At 57.5% G+C, this 20,219-nt stretch carries 19 protein-coding genes, 2 pseudogenes and 2 riboswitches; of the genes and pseudogenes, 15 read left to right on the top strand and 6 right to left on the bottom strand.

The features are described 5' to 3' along the window. The 7 genes from MK208_RS13055 to MK208_RS13025 all read left to right on the top strand — a co-directional run. A partial coding sequence (locus MK208_RS13055; protein WP_294117170.1) for a hypothetical protein occupies positions 1 to 327 on the top strand: 327 nt, incomplete at its 5' end. A gap of 175 nt (positions 328 to 502) precedes the next feature. Next, entirely contained in the window at positions 503 to 733 is a 231-nt protein-coding gene (locus tag MK208_RS13050) for a hypothetical protein (protein ID WP_294117169.1), read from the top strand. Positions 734 to 1,152: 419 nt separating this feature from the next. Continuing rightward, positions 1,153 to 1,355, top strand: a riboswitch (cobalamin riboswitch). Between the two features lie 129 nt (positions 1,356 to 1,484). Further along, entirely contained in the window at positions 1,485 to 2,270 is a 786-nt protein-coding gene (locus MK208_RS13045; protein ID WP_294117167.1) for a DUF4198 domain-containing protein, read from the top strand. 6 nt (positions 2,271 to 2,276) lie between these two features. Next, positions 2,277 to 2,888: a cobalt transporter CbiM gene (gene cbiM / locus MK208_RS13040; RefSeq protein WP_294117166.1), complete on the top strand. Its 612-nt coding sequence runs from the start codon at positions 2,277 to 2,279 to the stop codon at positions 2,886 to 2,888. Further along, entirely contained in the window at positions 2,885 to 3,472 is a 588-nt protein-coding gene (locus MK208_RS13035) for a cobalt ABC transporter permease (protein WP_294117164.1), read from the top strand. Before cbiM ends, MK208_RS13035 begins: the two co-directional genes overlap by 4 nt. Continuing rightward, positions 3,472 to 4,254, top strand: coding sequence for a cobalt ECF transporter T component CbiQ (gene cbiQ / locus MK208_RS13030; protein WP_294117162.1), 783 nt, complete (start codon positions 3,472 to 3,474; stop codon positions 4,252 to 4,254). The genes MK208_RS13035 and cbiQ overlap by 1 nt, the downstream gene beginning before the upstream one ends. Continuing rightward, a complete protein-coding gene (locus MK208_RS13025) occupies positions 4,251 to 4,895 on the top strand; it encodes an ABC transporter ATP-binding protein (RefSeq protein WP_294117161.1) in 645 nt (214 codons plus the stop codon). The genes cbiQ and MK208_RS13025 overlap by 4 nt, the downstream gene beginning before the upstream one ends. A gap of 20 nt (positions 4,896 to 4,915) precedes the next feature. Here the strand turns inward: MK208_RS13025 and MK208_RS13020 are convergent, their stop codons facing one another. Both MK208_RS13020 and MK208_RS13015 read right to left on the bottom strand, forming a co-directional pair. Then, a complete protein-coding gene (locus tag MK208_RS13020) occupies positions 4,916 to 6,394 on the bottom strand; it encodes a hypothetical protein (RefSeq protein ID WP_294117159.1) in 1,479 nt (492 codons plus the stop codon). A gap of 205 nt (positions 6,395 to 6,599) precedes the next feature. Continuing rightward, positions 6,600 to 7,451 carry a MurR/RpiR family transcriptional regulator gene (locus tag MK208_RS13015; protein ID WP_294117157.1) on the bottom strand — a complete coding sequence of 284 codons (852 nt, stop codon included), beginning with the start codon at positions 7,449 to 7,451 and terminating at the stop codon, positions 6,600 to 6,602. A gap of 54 nt (positions 7,452 to 7,505) precedes the next feature. Between MK208_RS13015 and MK208_RS13010 the strand changes: the two genes are divergently transcribed. The 7 genes and pseudogenes from MK208_RS13010 to ddpX all read left to right on the top strand — a co-directional run bounded on the left by MK208_RS13010 (position 7,506) and on the right by ddpX (position 13,495). Next, positions 7,506 to 7,886 (top strand): hypothetical protein, encoded by a 381-nt coding sequence (locus MK208_RS13010; RefSeq protein WP_294117155.1) that lies wholly within the window; start codon positions 7,506 to 7,508, stop codon positions 7,884 to 7,886. After that, complete coding sequence (locus MK208_RS13005) at positions 7,847 to 9,070, top strand: ABC transporter substrate-binding protein (RefSeq protein ID WP_294117152.1); 1,224 nt, start codon at positions 7,847 to 7,849, stop codon at positions 9,068 to 9,070. The genes MK208_RS13010 and MK208_RS13005 overlap by 40 nt, the downstream gene beginning before the upstream one ends. A 67-nt stretch (positions 9,071 to 9,137) precedes the next feature. Next, positions 9,138 to 10,152 (top strand): annotated as a pseudogene (locus MK208_RS13000) (ABC transporter permease). Next, positions 10,152 to 11,042: a D,D-dipeptide ABC transporter permease gene (gene ddpC / locus MK208_RS12995; RefSeq protein ID WP_294117148.1), complete on the top strand. Its 891-nt coding sequence runs from the start codon at positions 10,152 to 10,154 to the stop codon at positions 11,040 to 11,042. The pseudogene MK208_RS13000 and the gene ddpC overlap by 1 nt, the downstream one beginning before the upstream one ends. A gap of 1 nt (position 11,043) precedes the next feature. Beyond that, positions 11,044 to 12,021 carry an ABC transporter ATP-binding protein gene (locus tag MK208_RS12990; RefSeq protein ID WP_294117146.1) on the top strand — a complete coding sequence of 326 codons (978 nt, stop codon included), beginning with the start codon at positions 11,044 to 11,046 and terminating at the stop codon, positions 12,019 to 12,021. After that, positions 12,018 to 12,974: an oligopeptide/dipeptide ABC transporter ATP-binding protein gene (locus MK208_RS12985; RefSeq protein WP_294117145.1), complete on the top strand. Its 957-nt coding sequence runs from the start codon at positions 12,018 to 12,020 to the stop codon at positions 12,972 to 12,974. The genes MK208_RS12990 and MK208_RS12985 overlap by 4 nt, the downstream gene beginning before the upstream one ends. Beyond that, positions 12,971 to 13,495: pseudogene (gene ddpX / locus MK208_RS12980) on the top strand (D-alanyl-D-alanine dipeptidase). Before MK208_RS12985 ends, ddpX begins: the two are co-directional and overlap by 4 nt. Before the next feature lie 20 nt (positions 13,496 to 13,515). Here the strand turns inward: ddpX and MK208_RS12975 are convergent. The 4 genes from MK208_RS12975 to MK208_RS12960 are packed head-to-tail and all read right to left on the bottom strand — an operon-like array spanning position 13,516 to position 16,727. Further along, positions 13,516 to 14,556: an iron ABC transporter permease gene (locus tag MK208_RS12975; RefSeq protein WP_294117143.1), complete on the bottom strand. Its 1,041-nt coding sequence runs from the start codon at positions 14,554 to 14,556 to the stop codon at positions 13,516 to 13,518. Beyond that, positions 14,557 to 15,504, bottom strand: a complete 948-nt coding sequence (locus MK208_RS12970) for an ABC transporter substrate-binding protein (protein WP_294117142.1) — start codon at positions 15,502 to 15,504, stop codon at positions 14,557 to 14,559. Between the two features lie 12 nt (positions 15,505 to 15,516). Further along, a complete protein-coding gene (locus MK208_RS12965; protein ID WP_294117140.1) occupies positions 15,517 to 16,299 on the bottom strand; it encodes an ABC transporter ATP-binding protein in 783 nt (260 codons plus the stop codon). Beyond that, positions 16,296 to 16,727, bottom strand: coding sequence for a DUF1636 domain-containing protein (locus MK208_RS12960; RefSeq protein WP_294117139.1), 432 nt, complete (start codon positions 16,725 to 16,727; stop codon positions 16,296 to 16,298). The genes MK208_RS12965 and MK208_RS12960 overlap by 4 nt, the downstream gene beginning before the upstream one ends. Positions 16,728 to 16,799: 72 nt before the next feature. Next, positions 16,800 to 17,013: riboswitch (cobalamin riboswitch) on the bottom strand. 378 nt (positions 17,014 to 17,391) lie between these two features. Here MK208_RS12960 and MK208_RS12955 point away from each other — a divergent pair. Further along, entirely contained in the window at positions 17,392 to 20,181 is a 2,790-nt protein-coding gene (locus MK208_RS12955) for a bifunctional aconitate hydratase 2/2-methylisocitrate dehydratase (protein ID WP_294117138.1), read from the top strand. The last annotated feature ends 38 nt before the right edge of the window (positions 20,182 to 20,219 follow it).

Here is a 20,219-nt window from a genome sequence, read left to right as displayed (position 1 = left end):
TTGGTCCAAATGACCAATGGCTTTAACGCCTCACAGCTTCAGACTCATAACATGACGGACACAGCGGGGATTGAAGCTTGTGGGTCGTACAACATATTGCCTAAAAAGGCTCTTGGGCCTCAGTGTCTAAAGGAAAGCTGCAAACCTTCAGCGAAACTCCACATCTCGGTTCTTGCCCTCACTTTGCTACATGAAAGCGTTGCCGCACAGACGCCGCATAAACAAGAATGTGCATTTATCGAGAGGTTCAACACGATTAATGACACGTGGATTGTCGAGAATTTCCTCTTTAGGACACACAATGCAAAGGCTTGTGTAGGCGGCTAAACTGTTACAGCCCCATTAGAAAACGTATTTTGTTTGTCTATCTTACGGTCGGTGAATTCGTGCCGGGGATCGATCCCGCAATTCTAGGCGCTGTGATGCGAGGTCTCGGTACTCGTCAAATCTGGTCATCCGGCATAACCGGACTTGAAGTCGCCTCAGTGAAAACACTGTTCGTATGCAAGATATCGGCTTCATGCGGGTCGAAGTCGTCGTTGCCAACAAGGCTCGAAGAATCCTGAAACCCAAAACCCAGACAGCGAAAGCCGACTATAAAAAATTCATTCGGAAGGACGAAATTAAGTGTCTGGCTTTGAAGGAGGATTGGGAAAATGCGGGTCTTGACTACTCTGAGGCATGGGGCAAAGCCCACCAAAATCTAAAAGATTGCTCCCAATGTGTGACGTAGGAAGTTTTCTATACTCTTGGGTCAAAGCCGGCCCGATTGGCTTGGGCACGCTCTACTCAGACCCGCGGTATTTGCGGGCGCAATCCGGGGAGCCGTACTTTGTTCTACCAACTGAAAGGGACCTCATCATAATGAAGTTACTATATGACGACCTTCTAAAGGCCAGCGACAAGCTTGAAACAACTCGGGAAACGGCCGTAGAGATCCTGAAGCGGGACTGCGGGGTTGCCGATTGAGTGGCAGTATGCACCGCCAAAACGAGACACCTTGCGAAGCAAAAGTCCCGCACCATAGTTTTCGGCGTTTCGTGCTCCGCGGAAAGTCAGACATCCAAAATTCCCTTAGCCCACGCCACGCATTGTCGCAAATAGTACACGCTGAGACGCAGTCCCTTGTTGACCGGTCCGCCCGTGGTCTGGCACACACGCGTCATGTTCGGTTCCGGGGGAATCCTCTGGAAGCAATAGGGAATGCAGTGCGGCCAATTCTGCCAATTCTGCAACTGCCCCCGCAACTGTAGGCGGTGAGCACAGCTGATCATGCCACTGGGATCACCCCGGGAAGGCCAGCTTCGTGTTTTGACCCGCAAGTCAGGAGACCTGCCGAACACGTGCCCTTGGGAAGGGGGCTCATCAACGGCGACGGGGTGTGCGCTGGATCTGTGTGTCGCGCGCGATATCCGGTTCCAAGCCATTCCAAGTCACAAGGACCAATGCGCCGGGGAAGGCGCGACGTGATAAGGACTAATTTTGTGAAAAAACTGCTTTTGGCGGCCACCGCTGCACTGGCCCTGCCAGTTATGGCACAAGCGCATTTCCTGCTTGAGTACACCGAAGACACAATGATCGAGCGTCCCGGCGATGTGCCGGTGAAGCTGATCTTCTGGCACCCACATGACGCCGGTCACGTGATGACTCTTGAAAAGCCGGAAGAATTCTATGTGATCCACAATGGCGAAAAGACCGACCTGTTGGACACGTTGGAAGAGACCACCTTTGATGGTCCTGACAACAGCGCCAAAGCCTTCATGGGCTCGGTGCCCGTGAAACGCTCCGGTGATTACGTGCTCGTGACCGTGCCAGCGCCGTATTACGAAGAGTCCGAGGACATCTACATCCAGCAGATCACCAAGGCCTATCTGAACCGCAACGAGCTGCCCACCGATTGGGATCGGCCACAGGGTCTGGCCACCGAGATCCTGCCGCTGAACAAACCCTACAACGTGATCGCAGGCGGCACTTTCACCGGCCGCGTGCTGAGCGAAGGCAAGCCGGTTGCCGGTGCGGAGATCGAGATCGAATACATGGCGGCAGAGCCTGACCTGTCGGGCACCGGCGCGAAGGCCACCACCGTGTCTCCACTGCCTGGTGGTGCGATTGTCGCGATTTCTGACGACAATGGCTACTTCACCTTTGGTGTGCCAAAGGCTGGCTACTGGGGCTTTGCCGCACTGGGGTCTGGCCCAGCCACAGAGCATGAAGGCAAAGAGCTTAGCCAAGACGCGGTTATCTGGATCCGCGCCTGGGATCTGGAGTAACCCCATATGCACATCGTTGACGGAGCCTTGTCCAACCCTGTTGTGATCGGTGGCGCAGTTGCCGCCGCAGGCGGGATCGCCATGGGCCTCAAGTCGCTGGACATCGACCGCATCCCAACCGCTGGGGTGTTGTCGGCCAGCTTCTTTGTCGCCTCGCTGATCCATGTGCCGATTGGCCCGTCTTCTGTGCATTTGATTCTGAACGGTCTGGCCGGGCTTCTGCTCGGCTGGGCCGCCTTTCCGGCGCTGTTTGTCGGATTGCTTCTGCAAGCGGTGTTCTTCGGCTTCGGTGGACTGACCGTGCTGGGCGTGAACACCTTCAACATTGCCATGCCCGCAGTTCTGGCCTGGATGATCTTTGGTCGTTTGATTGGCCGCGGTTCTCCTGTGCAGGGGGCGATCTGGGGCGGCCTTGGCGGGGCCTTTGCCATTGCCGCCACAACCCTCTTTGTGGCCGTGTCCCTTGCGTTGACTGGCGATGAGTTTTTGCCTGCTGCCAAGCTGGTGTTCTTTGCCCATATTCCGGTCATGGTGATTGAAGCTGTGCTCACTGGCTTTGCTGTGCTTTTGGCGCGTAAGGTCAAACCGGAGTTGTTTTTGAAAGGATCCTCCGCGTGAAACAGCTGATCCTGATTGTCAGCCTGATCTGCGCGCCGCTTCCCGTGCTGGCGCATAAGGTCATTGCCGGCGTGTTCCCGGCAGGTGACGCCATCGAGGGAGAGCTTGGCTTCTCCAATGGAGACATGGCTGTCGGGCAGGAGGTCATTGTGTTTGGCCCCGATGGCTCCGAGCTGGGCCGCACCGTGACCGATGAAGACGGGTTTTTTCTTTACACCCCCACTAGCCCCGTGGCGCATACCTTCACCGCCGACATGGGCGCGGGGCATGTGGCCAAAGTTGTCATGCTTGCCGAAGAGGTGGCCGACATCATGGGCGTGGCCGCAGAGATCGTAGATACGCCGGTGGCCGCTTCTGACGGACCAGTCGAAGGTGCAAATGTTGTCACCGTTGCTTCTCTGTCTGATGAGGAGCGTCAGGTTATCGCCAAGGCGGTGCGCGATGAAATCCGCCCACTCCGCCGCGAGATTGCCGCCTATCGTGAGAAAAACGACATGCAGAGCATCCTGGGGGGGATCGGTTATATCGTGGGCCTGTTTGGATTTGGCTTCTACCTCGCCGCCCGTCGGAAGATGGCCGCCTGATGGCGCACGCGCTGGAACCCAAGGCCAAAACCCTGGCCGAGGCGGGCAGCGATGCGCCCTATGGGGTGATCGGCGATCTCGACCCGCGTGTGCGTGTCGTTCTGGCCTGTGTCTTTGCCATCACCACCGTCGCGCTGACCACGATCCCAGCGCTGATTGCCGCGCTCGCCACCGCCATTTCGCTGTTGATGATGTCGCGCCTGCCCATCCGTCGCACGCTCAAACGTATGGCGATGATGGACAGCTTCATCATCTTTATGCTGGTGCTTTTGCCCTTCACCATGCCGGGCGACCCGATGTTCTCCGTCTTTGGCTTCCCCGCCAGTTGGCAAGGGCTGTGGAAGGCCATCGAGATCGGCCTGACCGCCAATGCGGTGATCCTCACGCTCATGGTGCTGGTCGGCACCATGGAGCCGGTCACATTGGGTCACGCCTTGCACAAGCTGCGCTGCCCCGAAGTGCTGGTGCATCTGTTGATGTTCACCATCCGCTACATCGAAGTGCTGCGCGAAGAATACCTCCGCCTGCGTGGGGCCATGAAAATCCGCGGCTTCCGGCCGGGCACCAATTGGCACACCTACCGCAGCTTCGGTTATCTTGTGGGCATGATGCTTGTGCGCGCGATCGAACGTTCCGAGCGCATTCTGGGCGCGATGAAATGCCGGGGCTTTTCAGGTCAGCTAATCTTGCTACAAGAGTTTCGCATGATCCGCCGTGATCACTTGTTCGCAACCCTTCTTGGTGGGGTCTGTGTCGGCTTGCTGTTTCTGGACTTTCTATGACGATCCTCGCACTGGAAAACATCCACTTTGCCTACCCTGGGCAGCCTCCGGTGCTGGATGGGGCGTCGGTACAGCTCACGGCGGGGCAGCGTCTGTCGATTGCAGGTCCTAATGGCGCAGGCAAGTCGACCCTGTTGCGCATTGCGCTGGGTCTACAGCTCCCTACCGCTGGCACCGTTACCATCTTTGGCACAGAGCGCCGGGTGGAGGCGGATTTCCACGAGGTCCGCCGCCGAATTGGCCTGGTGTTTCAGGACCCGGACGATCAGCTGTTTTGCCCCACCGTGGCGGAGGACATCGCTTTTGGCCCGCTCAATTTGGGCCGCACCAAAGGTGAGGCCTTGGCGATTGTCGACAAGGTGCTCACCGACCTGAACCTGATGCACCTGCGCGACCGCATCACCCATAAGCTCTCAGGCGGCGAAAAGCGTCTCGTGACCCTCGCCACTGTACTCGCCATGGAGCCCGAAGCGCTCCTTCTGGATGAGCCAACCAACGCGCTCGACACCAAAAACGAAGCGCGCCTGCTGGAAATCCTGCAAGGCCTGCCGCAAGCCATTCTCTTGGTCAGCCACAACCCCGCGTTCCGCGCCGCGCTGGCGCCGGAAATGCTGGAGTTGCAGGAGGGAAAGCTGGTCTGACCAACCGCTATCCAACGGCGTCACAGGGCGCCGTAGGTTGTTGGTATGTCCTCCTGAATAAGACCGATCACAGACTTTGCCACTAACGCCGCATTTTCGGCAGAATTAAAGCCTTCGATCTTGTCAAAGAACAAACCGTCGATTGCACCTTCATGTGACCGATCCACCAAGGCGCCGTATGCGCGTTCAAGCGCTGCATGGTCTACTCCAGCAGCGGCGATTTTTTCAAAATCTAAACCCTCTTCATAGAGCGTCACGCCAGGCAGGGATTTATACCACGCGCCGCCAAACACCACGGCCGGAATACCTGAGAGCAGCCCTTCCCAACCAGCCGTGCCGGCCACGGTACCGACCACTTGTGCGTTGGCCACCAATGCAGCTGAATCAGCAAAAGAGGGCAGCATTTTCACATTGGGGATGCGAGATAGGCGGTGAAAGAAAAAAGGTCCTCGAGCAAAAACACCCTGACGTGGATTCTCTTTGACATATACTTGCCAATCTTCCGGGATGGAGCGGGCAATGGCTTCTATCATCAACAGCTGATCGCGATACCGCCCGCCCAAAGTTGAAGCGGACATTTCAGGCTGGTTGTGCAGTGGCACGTATACGTATTTTTGGTTGTAATCGACCGTGCCGCGATCAAACTCGGCTAGATGCTCATAGTACGCCAGCGCATTTTTGTGGAAGTAATTTGCAAACGGATCCCGCCAATCGGGTAAACTCCCATAAACGTCCGAAACGCGCTTTAGCAGTTTATAGAGGTGAAGGGGCTTCAAAATAAGGCTGGGTTCACGCCTTAGGACATATTTCAAGAAACTCGCAAAGGCTCTTAGGTTTATTTTGCCAGTTTCACCAGGTTTCTGCCAGGTGCCATCCATATAAAACAAATCCAGCAATTTTCCTTGTTCCAATGGGATTGCTGGGGCGTCGCTATCAGTTGGATCAAAATTGCCATAGTCGTCGATGGAGCCAGAGGAGAAGAAACGGTTATTAAATAAGGACTGTTGGTTCATCACCAGCGTCTTGATGCCCAAGCTCTTTGCGACTTGGTATAGCACAGTGTCGTAACCCAGGTGCGGCGTCATAAAAAACACAACGTGGGTGATCTCTTCTTCAATCATCCGCTGGGAAATGACGTCAGTAAGAATGTAATAGTAGTCGAGGTAATCTTGAACGCTATCTAGATTGTGAGAGTTGTAGTTGTAGTTCTTGCTGACACGCTGAAAATGGTCGATCGCCATGGTCGCCATGTCGTGGAACTCATTGGAGGACAGCAAATCCAAATTGGCGCTCTGATGCACCGTATCTTGCATGTGATGTTTGCGCAGTCGTTCATGCCGCCAGTCCCGTTTCATCGTATTGATCGGGCGCGAGAACAAATCAGCACCACGGTCCCCGACAACAAGCGATACTTCTATTTCGCCACCTGACTGCTCCTCAATCTCTCGTAGGAACTCTAGGCGGTACTTTCCGCGAACATCACAGAGAAGTTTGGCCATTGGTTTCGGTCTCCCAAAGAAATTGAAGTGGCTTCTGGTGCCCCGGCGTTTCCATCGAAGCTCAGAAGCAGAATTGTCTCTTTCGTCTATAGTGCGCGGATCGGCTCATTTTAAGGCCAAATTCGCCTATCGGGCGACTTTTGAGGGAGGGTTCAGACAGTATGTGGACGACTGAGTTTTAAAGCGATCGGAAATCCATAAGTTTTTACTCGGGCAGGAAATTGTCGAACAAATCCTGAGACTTGGCGACCTGTTCCACCTTGTCGCGTGCCTTGTTGCCAAGCTCTGTCACCACATCCTGAAACATCAGGTTCAGACCAAAATGGATGCCGGTCGGGAATGGCAGGAACATATGGCCTTCGTTGGGGTAGGGCAGCATCACGTCGCTCAGGCTTGAGCCCCAATCACAGAACTCGTCGCAAAACAGGATCACCTTGAAGCCGCGCTCCCGCGCTGCCTTGGCCAGGATTGGCCCGTGATTGCCGTACCGGAACGTATCAATCAGGATCAGCGCCTTGGTCTCGGAGTCATCGCCAAAGACCTCGGCATAGACCCCGTCGGTGCCATCCAGAAAAATCACATTGGAGCGCAGGTATTTGAGCCGCATGGCAAAGCCATTCGCCAGATACTGCATCACCTGAAAACCCACCGCCATGACGCTGTCAGAGTGGGCGACATATTGCACCGCATCCTGCCAGCGTTCGGTTTCGCGCAAATCCAGCGCGGTGCGAATGGCGGCATTGGCGATGGCATGATCCTGCGTCGCGTCGCGGGTCTGGCTGGCCTGTTTGAAGCTTTTGAAGCGGCTGCCGATTCGTGCGGAGGTTGGACCATAGAGATCGCGCCGCGCATCTGCCCGCAGCTCGTTCAAATTGGTAAACCCCAGCTTCTTGAAAAACCGGCTCACCGTCATTGGGCTGACTTGTAGTTTTTCAGCAATTTCGGCGCTGGTTTCCAAGGCCACCGCCTCGGGCCGGCTGCTCAGATAGGTGGCAACCCGTTTTTCCAGCTTGGTAAACGACTGGTTTGCACTGGCAATTGCCTCCGAAATATTCACGCCCATCCTCAGACCCTTCTGCCCGACGCTGTCCCCAATGGGAGGACAGCGAAGATGAAAAATTCACAGTGGTTCCAGGTAGTTGGCGCAGCAGCCATCTCCTTTGGCATGGTGGCGAATGCCCCAATTGCCATCGCAGATAGCGATGCTGATCTCCTGGTGGTGGCTAAGGCGGCTGACCCGCAAACGCTCGATCCAGCACAAACCATGAATAACAATGATTGGACCGTAACATATTCGCTGTTCCAACGGTTGGTGCGCTATGACGTGTCTGAGGACGGCAAAGGTCTCACCTCCGTGGTGGGCGAATTGGCCAGCAGCTGGTCGGCGTCCGACGATGGCACGGTCTGGACCTTTGATCTGGCCTCCGCAACGCGTTTCACGACGGCGCAGCCGTGGATGCCGCCGCCGTGGAATACTCCTTCAACCGCCTGATGGATCTGGGCCGCGGCCCGTCTGAAGCCTTCCCGGGTGGTATGAAAGTCGAAGCCACCGGCGATATGCAGGTGACCTTCACGCTGGAGCAGCCTTTTGCACCGTTCCTCTACACTTTGGCCAACAACGGCGCAGGCATTGTAAACCCAGCGGTTGAAGGCAAAGGTGGCGACCGCGGCACCGAATGGCTCTCCGCCAATTCCGCTGGTTCCGGCGCCTACATGCTGACCGGTTGGGAGCGTGGCCAAAACCTCGTGCTGGAGCCAAACCCGAACTACGGTGGTACCACGCCTGAGATCGAGAAAATCCGCGTCGACATCATCGCAGAAGCCTCGGCCCGTCGTCTGAAGCTTGAAGCCGGTGACGTACACATCGCCGAAAGCCTGCCGGTGGATCAGCTGGACGCCTTGGGCAGCACCGATGGGGTTGAGGTACAGAACTACCCAAGCCTGAAGGTGACCTATCTCTACCTGAACAACAAAGTGGCCCCGCTGGACAATGTTGACGTGCGCCGTGCGATTTCCGCAGCTGTGGACTATCAGGGTATCATCGACGGCATTCTGGACGGCAACGGCGTACAAATGCACGGTCCGATCCCAGAAGGCATGTGGGGTCAGAACAAAAACGCGACCCAGTATTCTTATGATCTGGCCTCTGCGAAGAAAGCCCTCGACGTGGCCGGTGGCGCAAGCGAAGAAATCACCTTCCTCTATTCCGACCGTGACCCCCTGTGGGAGTCAATCGCCATCGCAACCCAGGCGTATCTGTCCCAACTGGGCCTGAACGTGAAGCTGGAGAAGCTGGCCAACGCCACCATGCGTGAGCGCTTTGACACTGGCGAATTTGGCATCGCAACCGGCAACTGGAGCCCGGATTTTGCGGACCCTTACATGTTCACCAATTACTGGTTTGACAGCAAACGCCATGGTCTGGCGGGCAACCGCAGCTGGTACTCCAACGACAAGGTTGACGGTCTGCTGCAACAGGCTGTGGTCAGCTCCGATCAGGCAGAACGCTCCGCGCTATACGGTGAGCTTCAGGAGATCGTGACCGACGAGGCCGCCTACGTCTATCTGTTCCAGAAAGATTACCGCATTGCCGTGCGTGATGATGTAGCCGGCTTTGTCTTCAACCCAATGCTCGAAGACATCTTCAACTTCGGTGACATGTCGCTCTCCGACTAAGCCTTAAGCAATCGGCCCCAGATCATCCCGGTGGTCTGGGGCCTTCAGCCACTAAAGAAACGCGCCGATGTCTTTCCTCAATGTCATCCGCCGCCGCTTGATGTTCCTGATCTTGGTTCTCTTCGGTGTGACGGTCATCACCTTCACCATCTCCAATCTCATTCCCGGCGACCCGGCCCGCATGATTGCGGGTGACCGCGCGACGCCCGAGATTGTGCAGAACATCCGCGAGGCCCTCGGCCTCGATAAACCGCTACCGGTCCAGTACGTCCGCTACCTCGAAGGCGTGGTCCAGGGCGACTTTGGCACCTCGATCCGCACCCGTCGTCCGGTGCTCGAGGACCTGCGTATCTTCTTCCCGGCCACATTGGAGCTGGCGCTGACCGCGCTGCTGTTCGCCACCGCATTGGGCATCCCGCTGGGCGTGGCCTCCGCCGTGTGGAAAGACAAACCAATTGACCACTTTGTGCGTGTGATCGCCGTGACCGGCATCTCCACCCCCGCCTTCTGGCTGGGCCTGCTGGTGATCCTGTTGTTTTATGGCAACCTTGGTTGGCTCCCCAGCGGTGGGCGCATTGATCCCTCGCTTGAGATGCCCACCCGCGTCACTGGCTTCCTGATGATCGACAGCCTTTTGGCCGGCGATTTGCAAGCCTTCGGCTCCGCCCTCAAACACATCCTTCTGCCCGCTTTCACCCTTGGCTTTGTCCACCTCGGTGTGGTGGCCCGCCAGGTGCGCGGCCATGCTGGAAGAGCTGCAGCAAGACTATATCCGCACCGCCAAGGCCAATGGCCTCAGCCGCTTCAAGATTGTCTTCACCGAGGCACTGCCCAACGCCATGATCCCTTCGATCACTGTGCTGGGTCTCGCGCTGGGCGACCTGCTTTACGGGACGGTGTTGACAGAAACCGTCTTCGCTTGGCCTGGCATGGGCGCTTATGTGGTGAACTCTATTCAGGCGTTGGATTTCCCAGCGGTCATGGGCTTCACCGTGGTGGTCTCGCTGGCCTATGTGCTGATCAACTTGGCGGTTGATCTGATCTATATGGCGGTTGACCCGCGCATCCGGGAGGTCTCGTGATGAGCGACGCAACCGTTTCTACAAACCCCGTGAAACGCGCCTTGTCGCGGGTGGATTGGGGCTATCTCTGGTATCAAGTCAAGAAAAGCCCGCTCACGCTTGGCGGCGGGGCCGTGGTGCTGATCGTGCTGTTTCTGGTGATCTTTGCACCTGTCTTTGCCACGCACGATCCCAATGCCATCGACCTGCGCGCCCGTCTGGCCGCGCCCAGTTGGGACAACTTCTTTGGCACCGACGAAGTTGGGCGCGATCTCTACTCCCGCATTCTTTATGGCGGGCGGCAATCTGTGGCCGTGGGTTTCTTTGTTGTGGTTGTCGCCGGCTCCATCGGCACTTTCATTGGCGTCTTTGCCGGCCTGATCGGCGGACGTGTGGACGTGGTGATTATGCGCATGATGGATGTGGTGCTCTCGGTGCCCTCACTGGTGCTGATCATGGCGCTCGCCGCAGCGTTGGGCCCAAGCCTGATCAACGCGGCCATCGCCATCGCGCTGGTGCGCATCCCGGTCTATGTGCGCATTTCGCGCGGTCAAACCCTGCTGATCCGGGAAATGTCCTTTGTGACCGCCGCCGAAACCTTCAAGGCGTCCAAGCTGCACATCCTACGCTGGCACATCCTGCCCAACATCCTGTCACCGGTCATGGTGCAAGCCACACTGGACCTCGGCAGCACCATCCTTCTGGCCTCCGCGCTCAGCTTCATTGGCCTTGGCGCACAACAGCCCACCGCCGAGTGGGGCGCCATGGTCGCGACGGGACGCAACTACATCCTGGACCAGTGGTGGTACTCGGCCTTTCCAGGCTTCGCCATCCTGATCACCGCCACCGCCTTCAACCTTTTGGGTGACGGCATCCGCGACATCCTTGATCCCAAACAGAAGGCACGCTGACATGGCGGACCCAGTATTGAAAATTGACGGACTGGAAGTTCTGTTTCCGGGCTTCGCAGGTGATGTGCATGCGGTGAACGGTGTGGATCTGGAAGTCCAGCCGGGCGAGATTGTTGGCCTTGTCGGCGAAAGTGGTTCGGCCAAATCCGTGACAGCGATGACCGCCCTGCGGCTCCTGCCGGACGGCGCGTTCCGGCAGGACGGCGGCAAGATCAGCCTGCTTGGCCGCGATGTGCAATCCATGTCCGAGCGCGAGATGAACCGCCTGCGCGGCGGTGATGTGGCGATGATCTTTCAGGAGCCACAAACGGCTCTGAACCCAACCAAGACCATTGGCAAACAGATGCTGCGGGTGATCGAGTTGCATTCCAATCTGCGTGGCATGGCGGCCCGGGATCGGGCCATCGAACTGCTTAAGGATATGCGCATCAATGATGCCGAAGAAATATTGGGGCGCTATCCCTTTGAGCTCTCCGGCGGTATGCGGCAGCGTATCCTGATCGGCATGGCCTTTGCCTGCTCTCCCAAGCTGCTGGTGGCGGATGAACCCACCACCGCTTTGGACGTGACCGTACAACGGCAGGTGCTGCAACTGCTGCACGCCAAAGCCCGCCAAACCGGCGCCTCGGTATTGTTCATCTCGCATGACCTCGCGGTGATCAGCCAGTTTTGCGACCGTATCTATGTGATGTACGCAGGCCGCGTGGTGGAAACCGGACCGGCCCAAAAGGTGCTCGGCAACCCGCAGCACCCCTATACGGCCGCTTTGATCGAAGCCTTGCCAGAAGACGCGGACCCGGGCGCACCGCTGGCCTCTATCCCCGGTACCGTGCCCAATCTGGTCAATCCCCCCAAGGGCTGCGCCTTTCAGGCCCGCTGCTGCCACGCGCGGGACGCCTGCAACTCGCGCCCATCACTCACGGATGTGGGTAAGAAACACCAAGCCGCCTGCTGGCTCTGTGAGGAGGTCACCGCATGAACACCAATAGCGTGATGACGCTCACCAACATCCACATGCGCTTTCCCTTTGGCGAAGACTGGCGCGGCCGTCCACGTGGCTTTGTGCACGCACTTAATGGCATTGATCTGGATATTCCTCGCGGGAAAACGCTGGGCATTGTGGGAGAGTCCGGCTGTGGCAAGTCTACTTTGGCGCAGGTGCTCATGGGCATCCGCAAACCTTCTGAAGGGGAGGTCACCCGTTACTTTGGCGCAGACCACGATGTGCAGATTGTGTTTCAGGATCCGCAAAGCTCGCTTAACGCGCGTATGCCGGTTTGGCGCGTGATCACGGAACCGGTCTTTGCGGTCTCCAAAACCCCAAAGGCCGAGTTGCGTGCGCTGGCCGCAGAGCTTGCCGCCAAAGTGGGGCTGCGTCCCGAAGTGCTGGACCGCTATCCACATGAATTCTCCGGTGGCCAGCGTCAGCGGATCGCCATTGCCCGCGCGCTGTCCTCCGACCCGGATGTGATTGTGCTCGACGAACCCACCTCGGCGCTCGACATCTCCATTCAGGCGCAAATCCTCAACCTGCTCAAAGAGCTGCAGGCGGCACGTGACCTGACCTACATTTTCATTTCCCACGACATCTCCGTGGTGCGTTATCTCTGTGATGAGGTGGCGGTGATGTATCTGGGGCAGGTGGTGGAGCACGGCGCGTCGGAAGTTGTCCTTGCTGCGCCCAGACATCCTTACACCCGTCTCCTGTTGGACTCGATCCCCACCATGCGCGCCACCGGCGGGCTGGGCGAGGCTCTCAGCAACACCGATCTCCCGTCCAACCGTAATCTGCCCGCAGGCTGCTTCTTCAAGGACCGCTGCGAGCTGGCGGGCGTGGGCTGTGACGTACGACAAAACATGGTGCCGACCGAGCAGGCCCAGGTGCGCTGTTGCCAAACAACAGCAGCCATCCCTCAGAAGGTGCCTGCATGACATTGGTCGCGATCCAACATGCAGCCATCGACGTGCAGCTGGCCTATGCGACCACCCAAAACTTTGCCGGTGAGGTGCTTTACACCACGCCGGAGGATCAACAGGCGCGCCTGCACAGACACGCCGCCGATGCCCTCTTTCATGCCGCTGATCGCGCCGCCGCCCTCGGACTGCGCTTTCTGCTGCTGGATGCCTATCGCCCCCAAGCGGTGCAACGCCGCTTGTGGGAGGTACGGCCCGACCCCGAATTTGTTGCAGACCCCGAGATTGGGTCAGACCACAGCCGCGGCACCGCCGTGGACCTGACGCTGACCCGCGCAGACGGCACTGTGCTCGATATGGGCACAGACTTTGACGCCGCCCTGCAATAATCGCATCACTCCAGGATCGACATCCACCGTGAGGCCCAGCAAAATCGTTTGATTCTGTTGGGTCTCATGGTGGGTGCCGGTTTTGAGATCAACCCCTATGAATGGTGGCACTACGCCTTGGAGAACTCGGAAAACTATCCGCTTCTCTGAGGTGATTAGGACAGGGCGCTTTACCGCGCCCGCCGCCGCAACAACCAGACAAAGAACATACCGCCCACCAAGCCGGTGACGATGCCAATCGGCATGTCTTCCGGTGCCATAATTGTGCGTGCGATGATGTCGGACCACAAAAGGTAGATTGCACCAAACAGGGCAGAGGCCGGGATCACGCGGGCATAATCCCCGCCCACCAGCATCCGCACAATATGCGGCACCATCAGGCCAACAAAACCAATCATGCCGGAAAAGGCGACCATCACCCCGGTGATCATGGCGCCGACAACAAAGATCATCAGACGAAACCGCGCCACCGGAATGCCCAGGGTGGAGGCGGTCTCATCCCCCACCGTCATCGCATTCAATTTCCGCGCATTGATCCAGATGTAGGTGCCGCAGAGGGCGAGCACCGCCAGCGGGAAAATCAAATGACTCCACTGCGCCAAGCCCAGACCACCCAGCATCCAGAACACCACCGTATGTGTCGCCCGTGGGTCGCCAAGGAAAATCAGCACATTGGCCAGCGACATCACAATGAACGACACGGCCACCCCCGCCAGGATCAACCGATCCGCGCTGGTGGCCGAGGCAAACTGCGACACGGCCAGCACCAGTAAGGTGGCCGCCAAGGCCCCGCCAAAGGCAAACAACGGCACGGTGATGAGTCCCCAAAACATGCCGGTGTGCATTAGGACCATGATCGCCCCAAAGGCCGCGCCGGAAGAAATCCCCAGCAAATGTGGATCGGCCAGCGGATTGCGCGTCACGGCCTGCAAGCTGCCGCCCACAACTGCCAATCCGGCGCCCACCAGACAGGCCAGCAAAGCGCGAGGAAACCGAATGTCCCAGACAATCGCTTCCCGTCCTTTGGACCAGTCCTGCTCAATTGTGCCCGGCGCGACCTGATTGATCAGGATGCTCCAGACGGTTTGCAGGGGCACAGAGACCGCCCCCACACTGATTGCGACCGATATCGAGAAAAGCAACAGGAGCACCCCTGCGCCGATCACATAAGGAAACCTGCTCTTTGGCTGTCCTGCTGCTCTTCCTGTCATTTATTTCGCCCGGAACGCTTCTGCGAGGGTTTTCACCGCAGCGATGTTGCGCGGACCTGGCGTCGCTTCAATGTATTCCAGGGTCACAAACCGGTCGTTCTTCACCGCGTCCATCTCGGCAAAGGCCGGATTGTTCATCATGAAGGCGCGCTTTTCTTCTGCGGTCACATTGCCGTAGTTCACGATCACGATGACCTCCGGGTTGCGCTCCACAACCGGTTCCCAGCCAACCTTGGCCCAGCTTTTTTCCAGATCGTTCATGATGTTGGTACCACCGGCCGCTTCAATCAACGCGTTTGGCATCGCATAGCGCCCTGCGGTGAACGGCGTGTCTTCGCCGCTGTCATAAACAAACACACGTGGGGCCGTTTCCAGAGGCGCCAAACCATCCGTGAAGGCGGCGAGGTCTGCTTTGTAGCCATCGACAAGCGCATCCGCCTTGTCTTTCACGTCAAAGATCGCGCCGAGGTTTTGGATGTCGTTGTACATATCATCCATGCTGGCGGCGTCTTTCTCGCCAATGTGGATGCAGCTCTCGGTCAGCTCATAAACCTTGATGTCAAACGGCGCGAGCGTCTCTGGTGTGACTTCGCCGCCCACTTTCATGCCGTAGTTCCAACCGGCAAAGAAGAAGTCCGCATCCGCGCCGATCAGCACCTCTTTACTTGGGTATTTTGCGGACAGCTCTGGCAGTTCTTCCACACCCGCGCGCATCTCTTCGTCCAGCGTCTTCCAGCCAGAGATACCGGTGTAGCCGACCATGCGATCCGCCAAACCCAGCACGAGCATCATTTCGGTCAGGTTCACGTCGTTGGAAATGGCCGCTTTGGGCGGTGCGTCAAACGTCACTTGGCGGTTGCAGCTGTCCACGGTGGTTTCCGCCAGCGCAGCGGTGGTGGACAGAGCCAGAAGAGCGCTGACCGCGACGGTTGTCAGTTGGGTTTTCATGGAGAAGGTCCTTTAGTTAGGTAGATGAAAAGTGAGGTGTTGATTTTGGCTGACGCTCAGCACTTGGCGCTGGGCGGTGACTGAAAACGTGTCAGAGACAAGCTGTTCGCTCAGCACGTGATTGGCGCTGCCAAAGCCTTGGCTGTGTCCGTCTTTCAACAGCAGGATGGCGTCACACACGTCTGCGGCCATGTTCAGATCGTGCAACGAGACCACGATGGTCAGCCCAAGCGACCGGATCAGCGATAGGATTTCGAGTTGATGGCGTATGTCGAGGTGGTTGGTGGGCTCATCCATCACCAGAACCTGCGGCTGCTGCGCCAAAGCCCGCGCGACCATCACCCGTTGCCGCTCGCCCCCTGAGAGGGTGTCGAAATCGCGGGCAACCAATGCTTCTAGCTGCATCCGGGAGATGGCCGCATCAATGATCTCCGCATCTCTTGCGCCTTCCGACGACAGTCCACTGCGGTGAGGCGTGCGCCCCAGAGCCACAATATCGCGCACCGAAAGGCCAAAGGCCCCTGGTTGTTCCTGCAACACAGCGGCCACCTTGCGGGCGGCGACTTTGGCGGACATCCCCCAAAGGTCCTGTCCATCCACCAAAATCTGCCCGGATGTGGGCTTCTGATAGTGATACACCATCCGCAACAGCGTCGACTTGCCTGCACCATTGGGGCCAACCACGCCAAGCACGCGGCCTGGATAGACCTCAAAACTCACAGGATTCAGCAGGAAGGGCTGGTTTCTGCCGGGGCGCCAGCACACATTCTTTGCCACCAGATGCCCTGCGATCATGATAGGCGCTCCGCGCTGTCTTCAATCGCCAGCATCATTGACGGTACCCGTGCCAAGGTGTTTTTGCGCAGCTTGCCGGGGCGATCCACCGACGAACACCAGCCGTCCCCAAGCACCGCATATTGCTGGGCAAAGGACACCAAATCCTCAATGTCCTGTTCCGGCGTGATGTCGCCAAAAAGATAGGTCGCCTTGCGTGTGCTGTGATAGGCCACGGTGCAGGGTCGCTTGCAGCTCGCCATGCAGGCCACACCGGAAATCTCGAACTCTTCCGTGATTGCATCACCCGCCATATCAATGGCGGCGCGCAAGCGCTTGATCAACTCATAACCGGGACGACAGCTTTCGCCGACATGTTTGCAGGATGTGCAAATCGAAATTCTGTGGGTGGGGTTGGCCATCTCGCCCTCCGCGATAGCGCGGGGCAAGCACAGTCAGTTTTTCACACGGATCAATCCGTAAAGCCATCTTGGCCTCCTGTCCGGACGCCCCGCCCGGGTTGAAGTTATCGTCGTGATGGCAGGTCTCCTGACTTGCGGGTTGTCGCGTTCCCGAACCTTCCCAAACGCATCGCGCTCAGTGGTGTTCTCGGGAGGCTCGCCGCTTACAGTTGCGGGGGCAGTTACGGAGTTGGTCTTTGAAGGCCGCACCGTATTCCCTTTTCATCCCGTTCTGACAAAGGTCGTCGCGGGAACCATCTCCGTCACCAAGTCAGGCAAAATCTCGATTGTGTCAATTCATTTTTGAACGGACGCTTTGTTCTGCGGCATCATGTGTCATGACGTTTTCCGAGTCGGAACTTAGGTCGCAACCTCTGGATGTAGGCTTCTTCTCGGATCCATATGCCGTCGGTTTTGTCTGTTTTGGTACGGCGTTGTGGTCTGGAAAACGAGCCAGTAGACACTTACAATAGTCGTCATACGCCGCTCTGCGACATCACGTTTGAGTAAGCCAAGACAATTGTTCCGAAGGGCAACTTGCGTCTTTTTCAAGCTTGGTATACATCGGCATACAATACCTGCCCTGTGAATCGCCTCCGGGTCAAAAACAGGGTGTTCATGCTTAAGCCAACCTCAAATCGCTAGGATCATCATGAGCTTGTATACAGATTATCTGAATGAGATTGAGACCCGCAAAACCGAAGGTCTGAATCCAAAGCCAATTGATAGCGGCGCGCTGGTCAGCGAACTGATCGAACAGATCAAAGACACCGGCAACGCCCACCGCGAAGACTCCCTGAAGTTCTTCATTTACAACACCTTGCCAGGCACCACGAGCGCCGCAGGTGTGAAAGCCGAATTCCTCAAAGAGATCATTCTCGGCGCGGCTGACGTGGCTGAAATCACCCCGGAGTTTGCCTTCGAACTGCTGTCCCACATGAAGGGTGGCCCATCGGTCCGCGTACTGCTTGACCTGGCGCTGGGCGACGATGCCGCGATTGCTGCGCAAGCCGCAGCCGTGCTGAAGACTCAGGTCTTCCTCTATGAGGCCGACACTGATCGCCTTGAAGAAGCCTTCAAGGCCGGCAACGCCATCGCCAAAGATCTGCTGGAAAGCTACGCCAAGGCGGAATTCTTCACCAAGCTCCCAGAAGTCGAAGAAGAAATCAAAGTTGTGACATACATCGCCGGTATCGGAGATATCTCGACCGACCTTCTGTCGCCCGGTGCCGAAGCACACTCCCGTGCCGACCGTGAATTGCACGGCAAATGCATGTGCTCGCCGGAAGACCAGGTGGCCATTCAGGAACTGCAGAAACAGCACCCTGAGGCACGTGTGATGCTGATTGCGGAAAAAGGCACCATGGGTGTGGGCTCGTCCCGTATGTCTGGTGTGAACAATGTGGCGCTGTGGACCGGTAAGAAGGCATCGCCTTACGTACCGTTCATCAACATCGCACCTGTCGTCGCGGGCACGAACGGCATCTCTCCGATCTTTCTGACCACCGTGGGCGTGACCGGCGGTATCGGCATTGATCTGGACAACTGGGTCAAAAAGACCGATGCGGACGGCAATGTTGTTGTGGATGAAGACGGCGAAGCCGTGCTGGAAGAAGCCTACTCCGTGGCCACTGGCACCGTGCTGACCATCAACACCAAAGACAAAACGCTGCGCGATGCGGACGGCAACGTGCTGAAAGACGTCTCTGCGGCCTTCACCCCGCAAAAAGTGGAGTTCATGAAGGCGGGTGGCTCCTACGCTGTGGTCTTTGGTAAGAAACTGCAGACATTTGCTGCAGGCGCTCTCGGTCAGGAACTGAAATCTGCCTACGCACCATCCAAAGAGCTGTCTGTGGAAGGCCAAGGCCTGACCGCAGTTGAAAAAATCTTCAACCGCAATGCGTTGGGCACCACACCGGGTGCAACGCTGCACGCGGGCTCTGACGTGCGCGTCAAAGTGAATGTTGTTGGCTCACAGGACACCACTGGTCCGATGACCGCGCAGGAACTTGAGGCGATGGCGGCGACTGTGATCTCCCCTTCCGTGGACGTGGGCTATCAGTCCGGCTGTCACACCGCGTCGGTTTGGGACAAGAAGGCGCAAGCCAACATTCCGAAGCTGATGAAGTTCATGAACGACTTCGGCCTGATCACCGCGCGTGACCCGAAGGACGAGTATCACGCGATGACCGACGTGATCCACAAAGTGCTGAACGACATCACCGTGGATGACTGGGACGTGATCGTTGGCGGCGATAGCCACACCCGTATGTCCAAAGGCGTCGCCTTTGGCGCGGACTCCGGTACTGTTGCTTTGGCGCTGGCGACCGGCGAAGCCTCTATGCCGATCCCTGAGTCCGTGAAGGTGACCTTTAAGGGCAAGATGGCTGACCACATGGACTTCCGCGACGTGGTGCACGCCACCCAGGCGCAGATGTTGCAGCAGCACGGCGACAACGTCTTCCAGGGCCGCGTGATCGAGGTTCACATCGGTACATTGCTGGCCGACCAGGCCTTCACCTTCACCGATTGGACCGCAGAGATGAAGGCGAAAGCCTCTGTTTGTATCTCCAACGATGACACGCTGATCGGGTCCCTGGAGCTGGCGAAAAGCCGCATCCAGATCATGATCGACAAAGGTATGGAAAACCGCACCAACACGCTGCAAGGCCTGCTGGACAAAGCGGACGCACGTATCGCGGACATCCGTTCCGGTGCGAACGGCGCTCTGAAGCCGGATGACAGTGCCAAGTACTTTGCCGAGGTTGTGGTTGATCTGGACCAGATCGTTGAACCCATGATCGCCGACCCAGACGTGAACAACGAAGACGTGTCCAAGCGGTACACACACGACACCATTCGCCCTGTGTCTTACTACAATGCAGAGAAGGTGATTGATCTGGGCTTTGTCGGCTCCTGCATGGTGCACAAAGGCGACATCAAGATTGTGGCGCAGATGCTGAAGAACCTCGAAGCTGCCAACGGCAAAGTCGAGTTCAAGGCACCGCTGGTTGTTGCTGCCCCAACCTACAACATCATTGATGAGTTGAAGGCAGAGGGCGACTGGGAGATCCTGGAGCGCTACTCCGGCTTTACCTTTGACGATCTGTTCCCAAAACAGCAGGCCCGCACCGAGTATGAGAACATTCTCTACCTCGAGCGCCCAGGCTGTAACCTCTGCATGGGTAACCAGGAAAAGGCGGAGAAGGGTGACACCGTTCTGGCAACCTCAACCCGCCTGTTCCAGGGCCGCGTTGTGGGCGACCTTCCGGAGAAGAAAGGTGAATCGCTGCTGGCATCGACACCACTGGTTGTGTTGTCCGCAATCCTTGGCCGCACACCAACTCTGGAAGAGTACAAAACCGCTGTGGAAGGCATCGACCTGACCAAGTTTGCACCTCCTCTGGAAGTTCCGGCCAACACCAAGTCGGCGCACTTCTAAAGCCAGACGGCGCTTCGGCGCAGTTTAGCAAAACGAAA

Origin of the sequence: Shimia sp. (genome assembly GCF_022448905.1) — a bacterium.
GTDB lineage: Bacteria > Pseudomonadota > Alphaproteobacteria > Rhodobacterales > Rhodobacteraceae > Shimia.
This window is presented reverse-complemented; position numbering and strand designations above follow the sequence as displayed.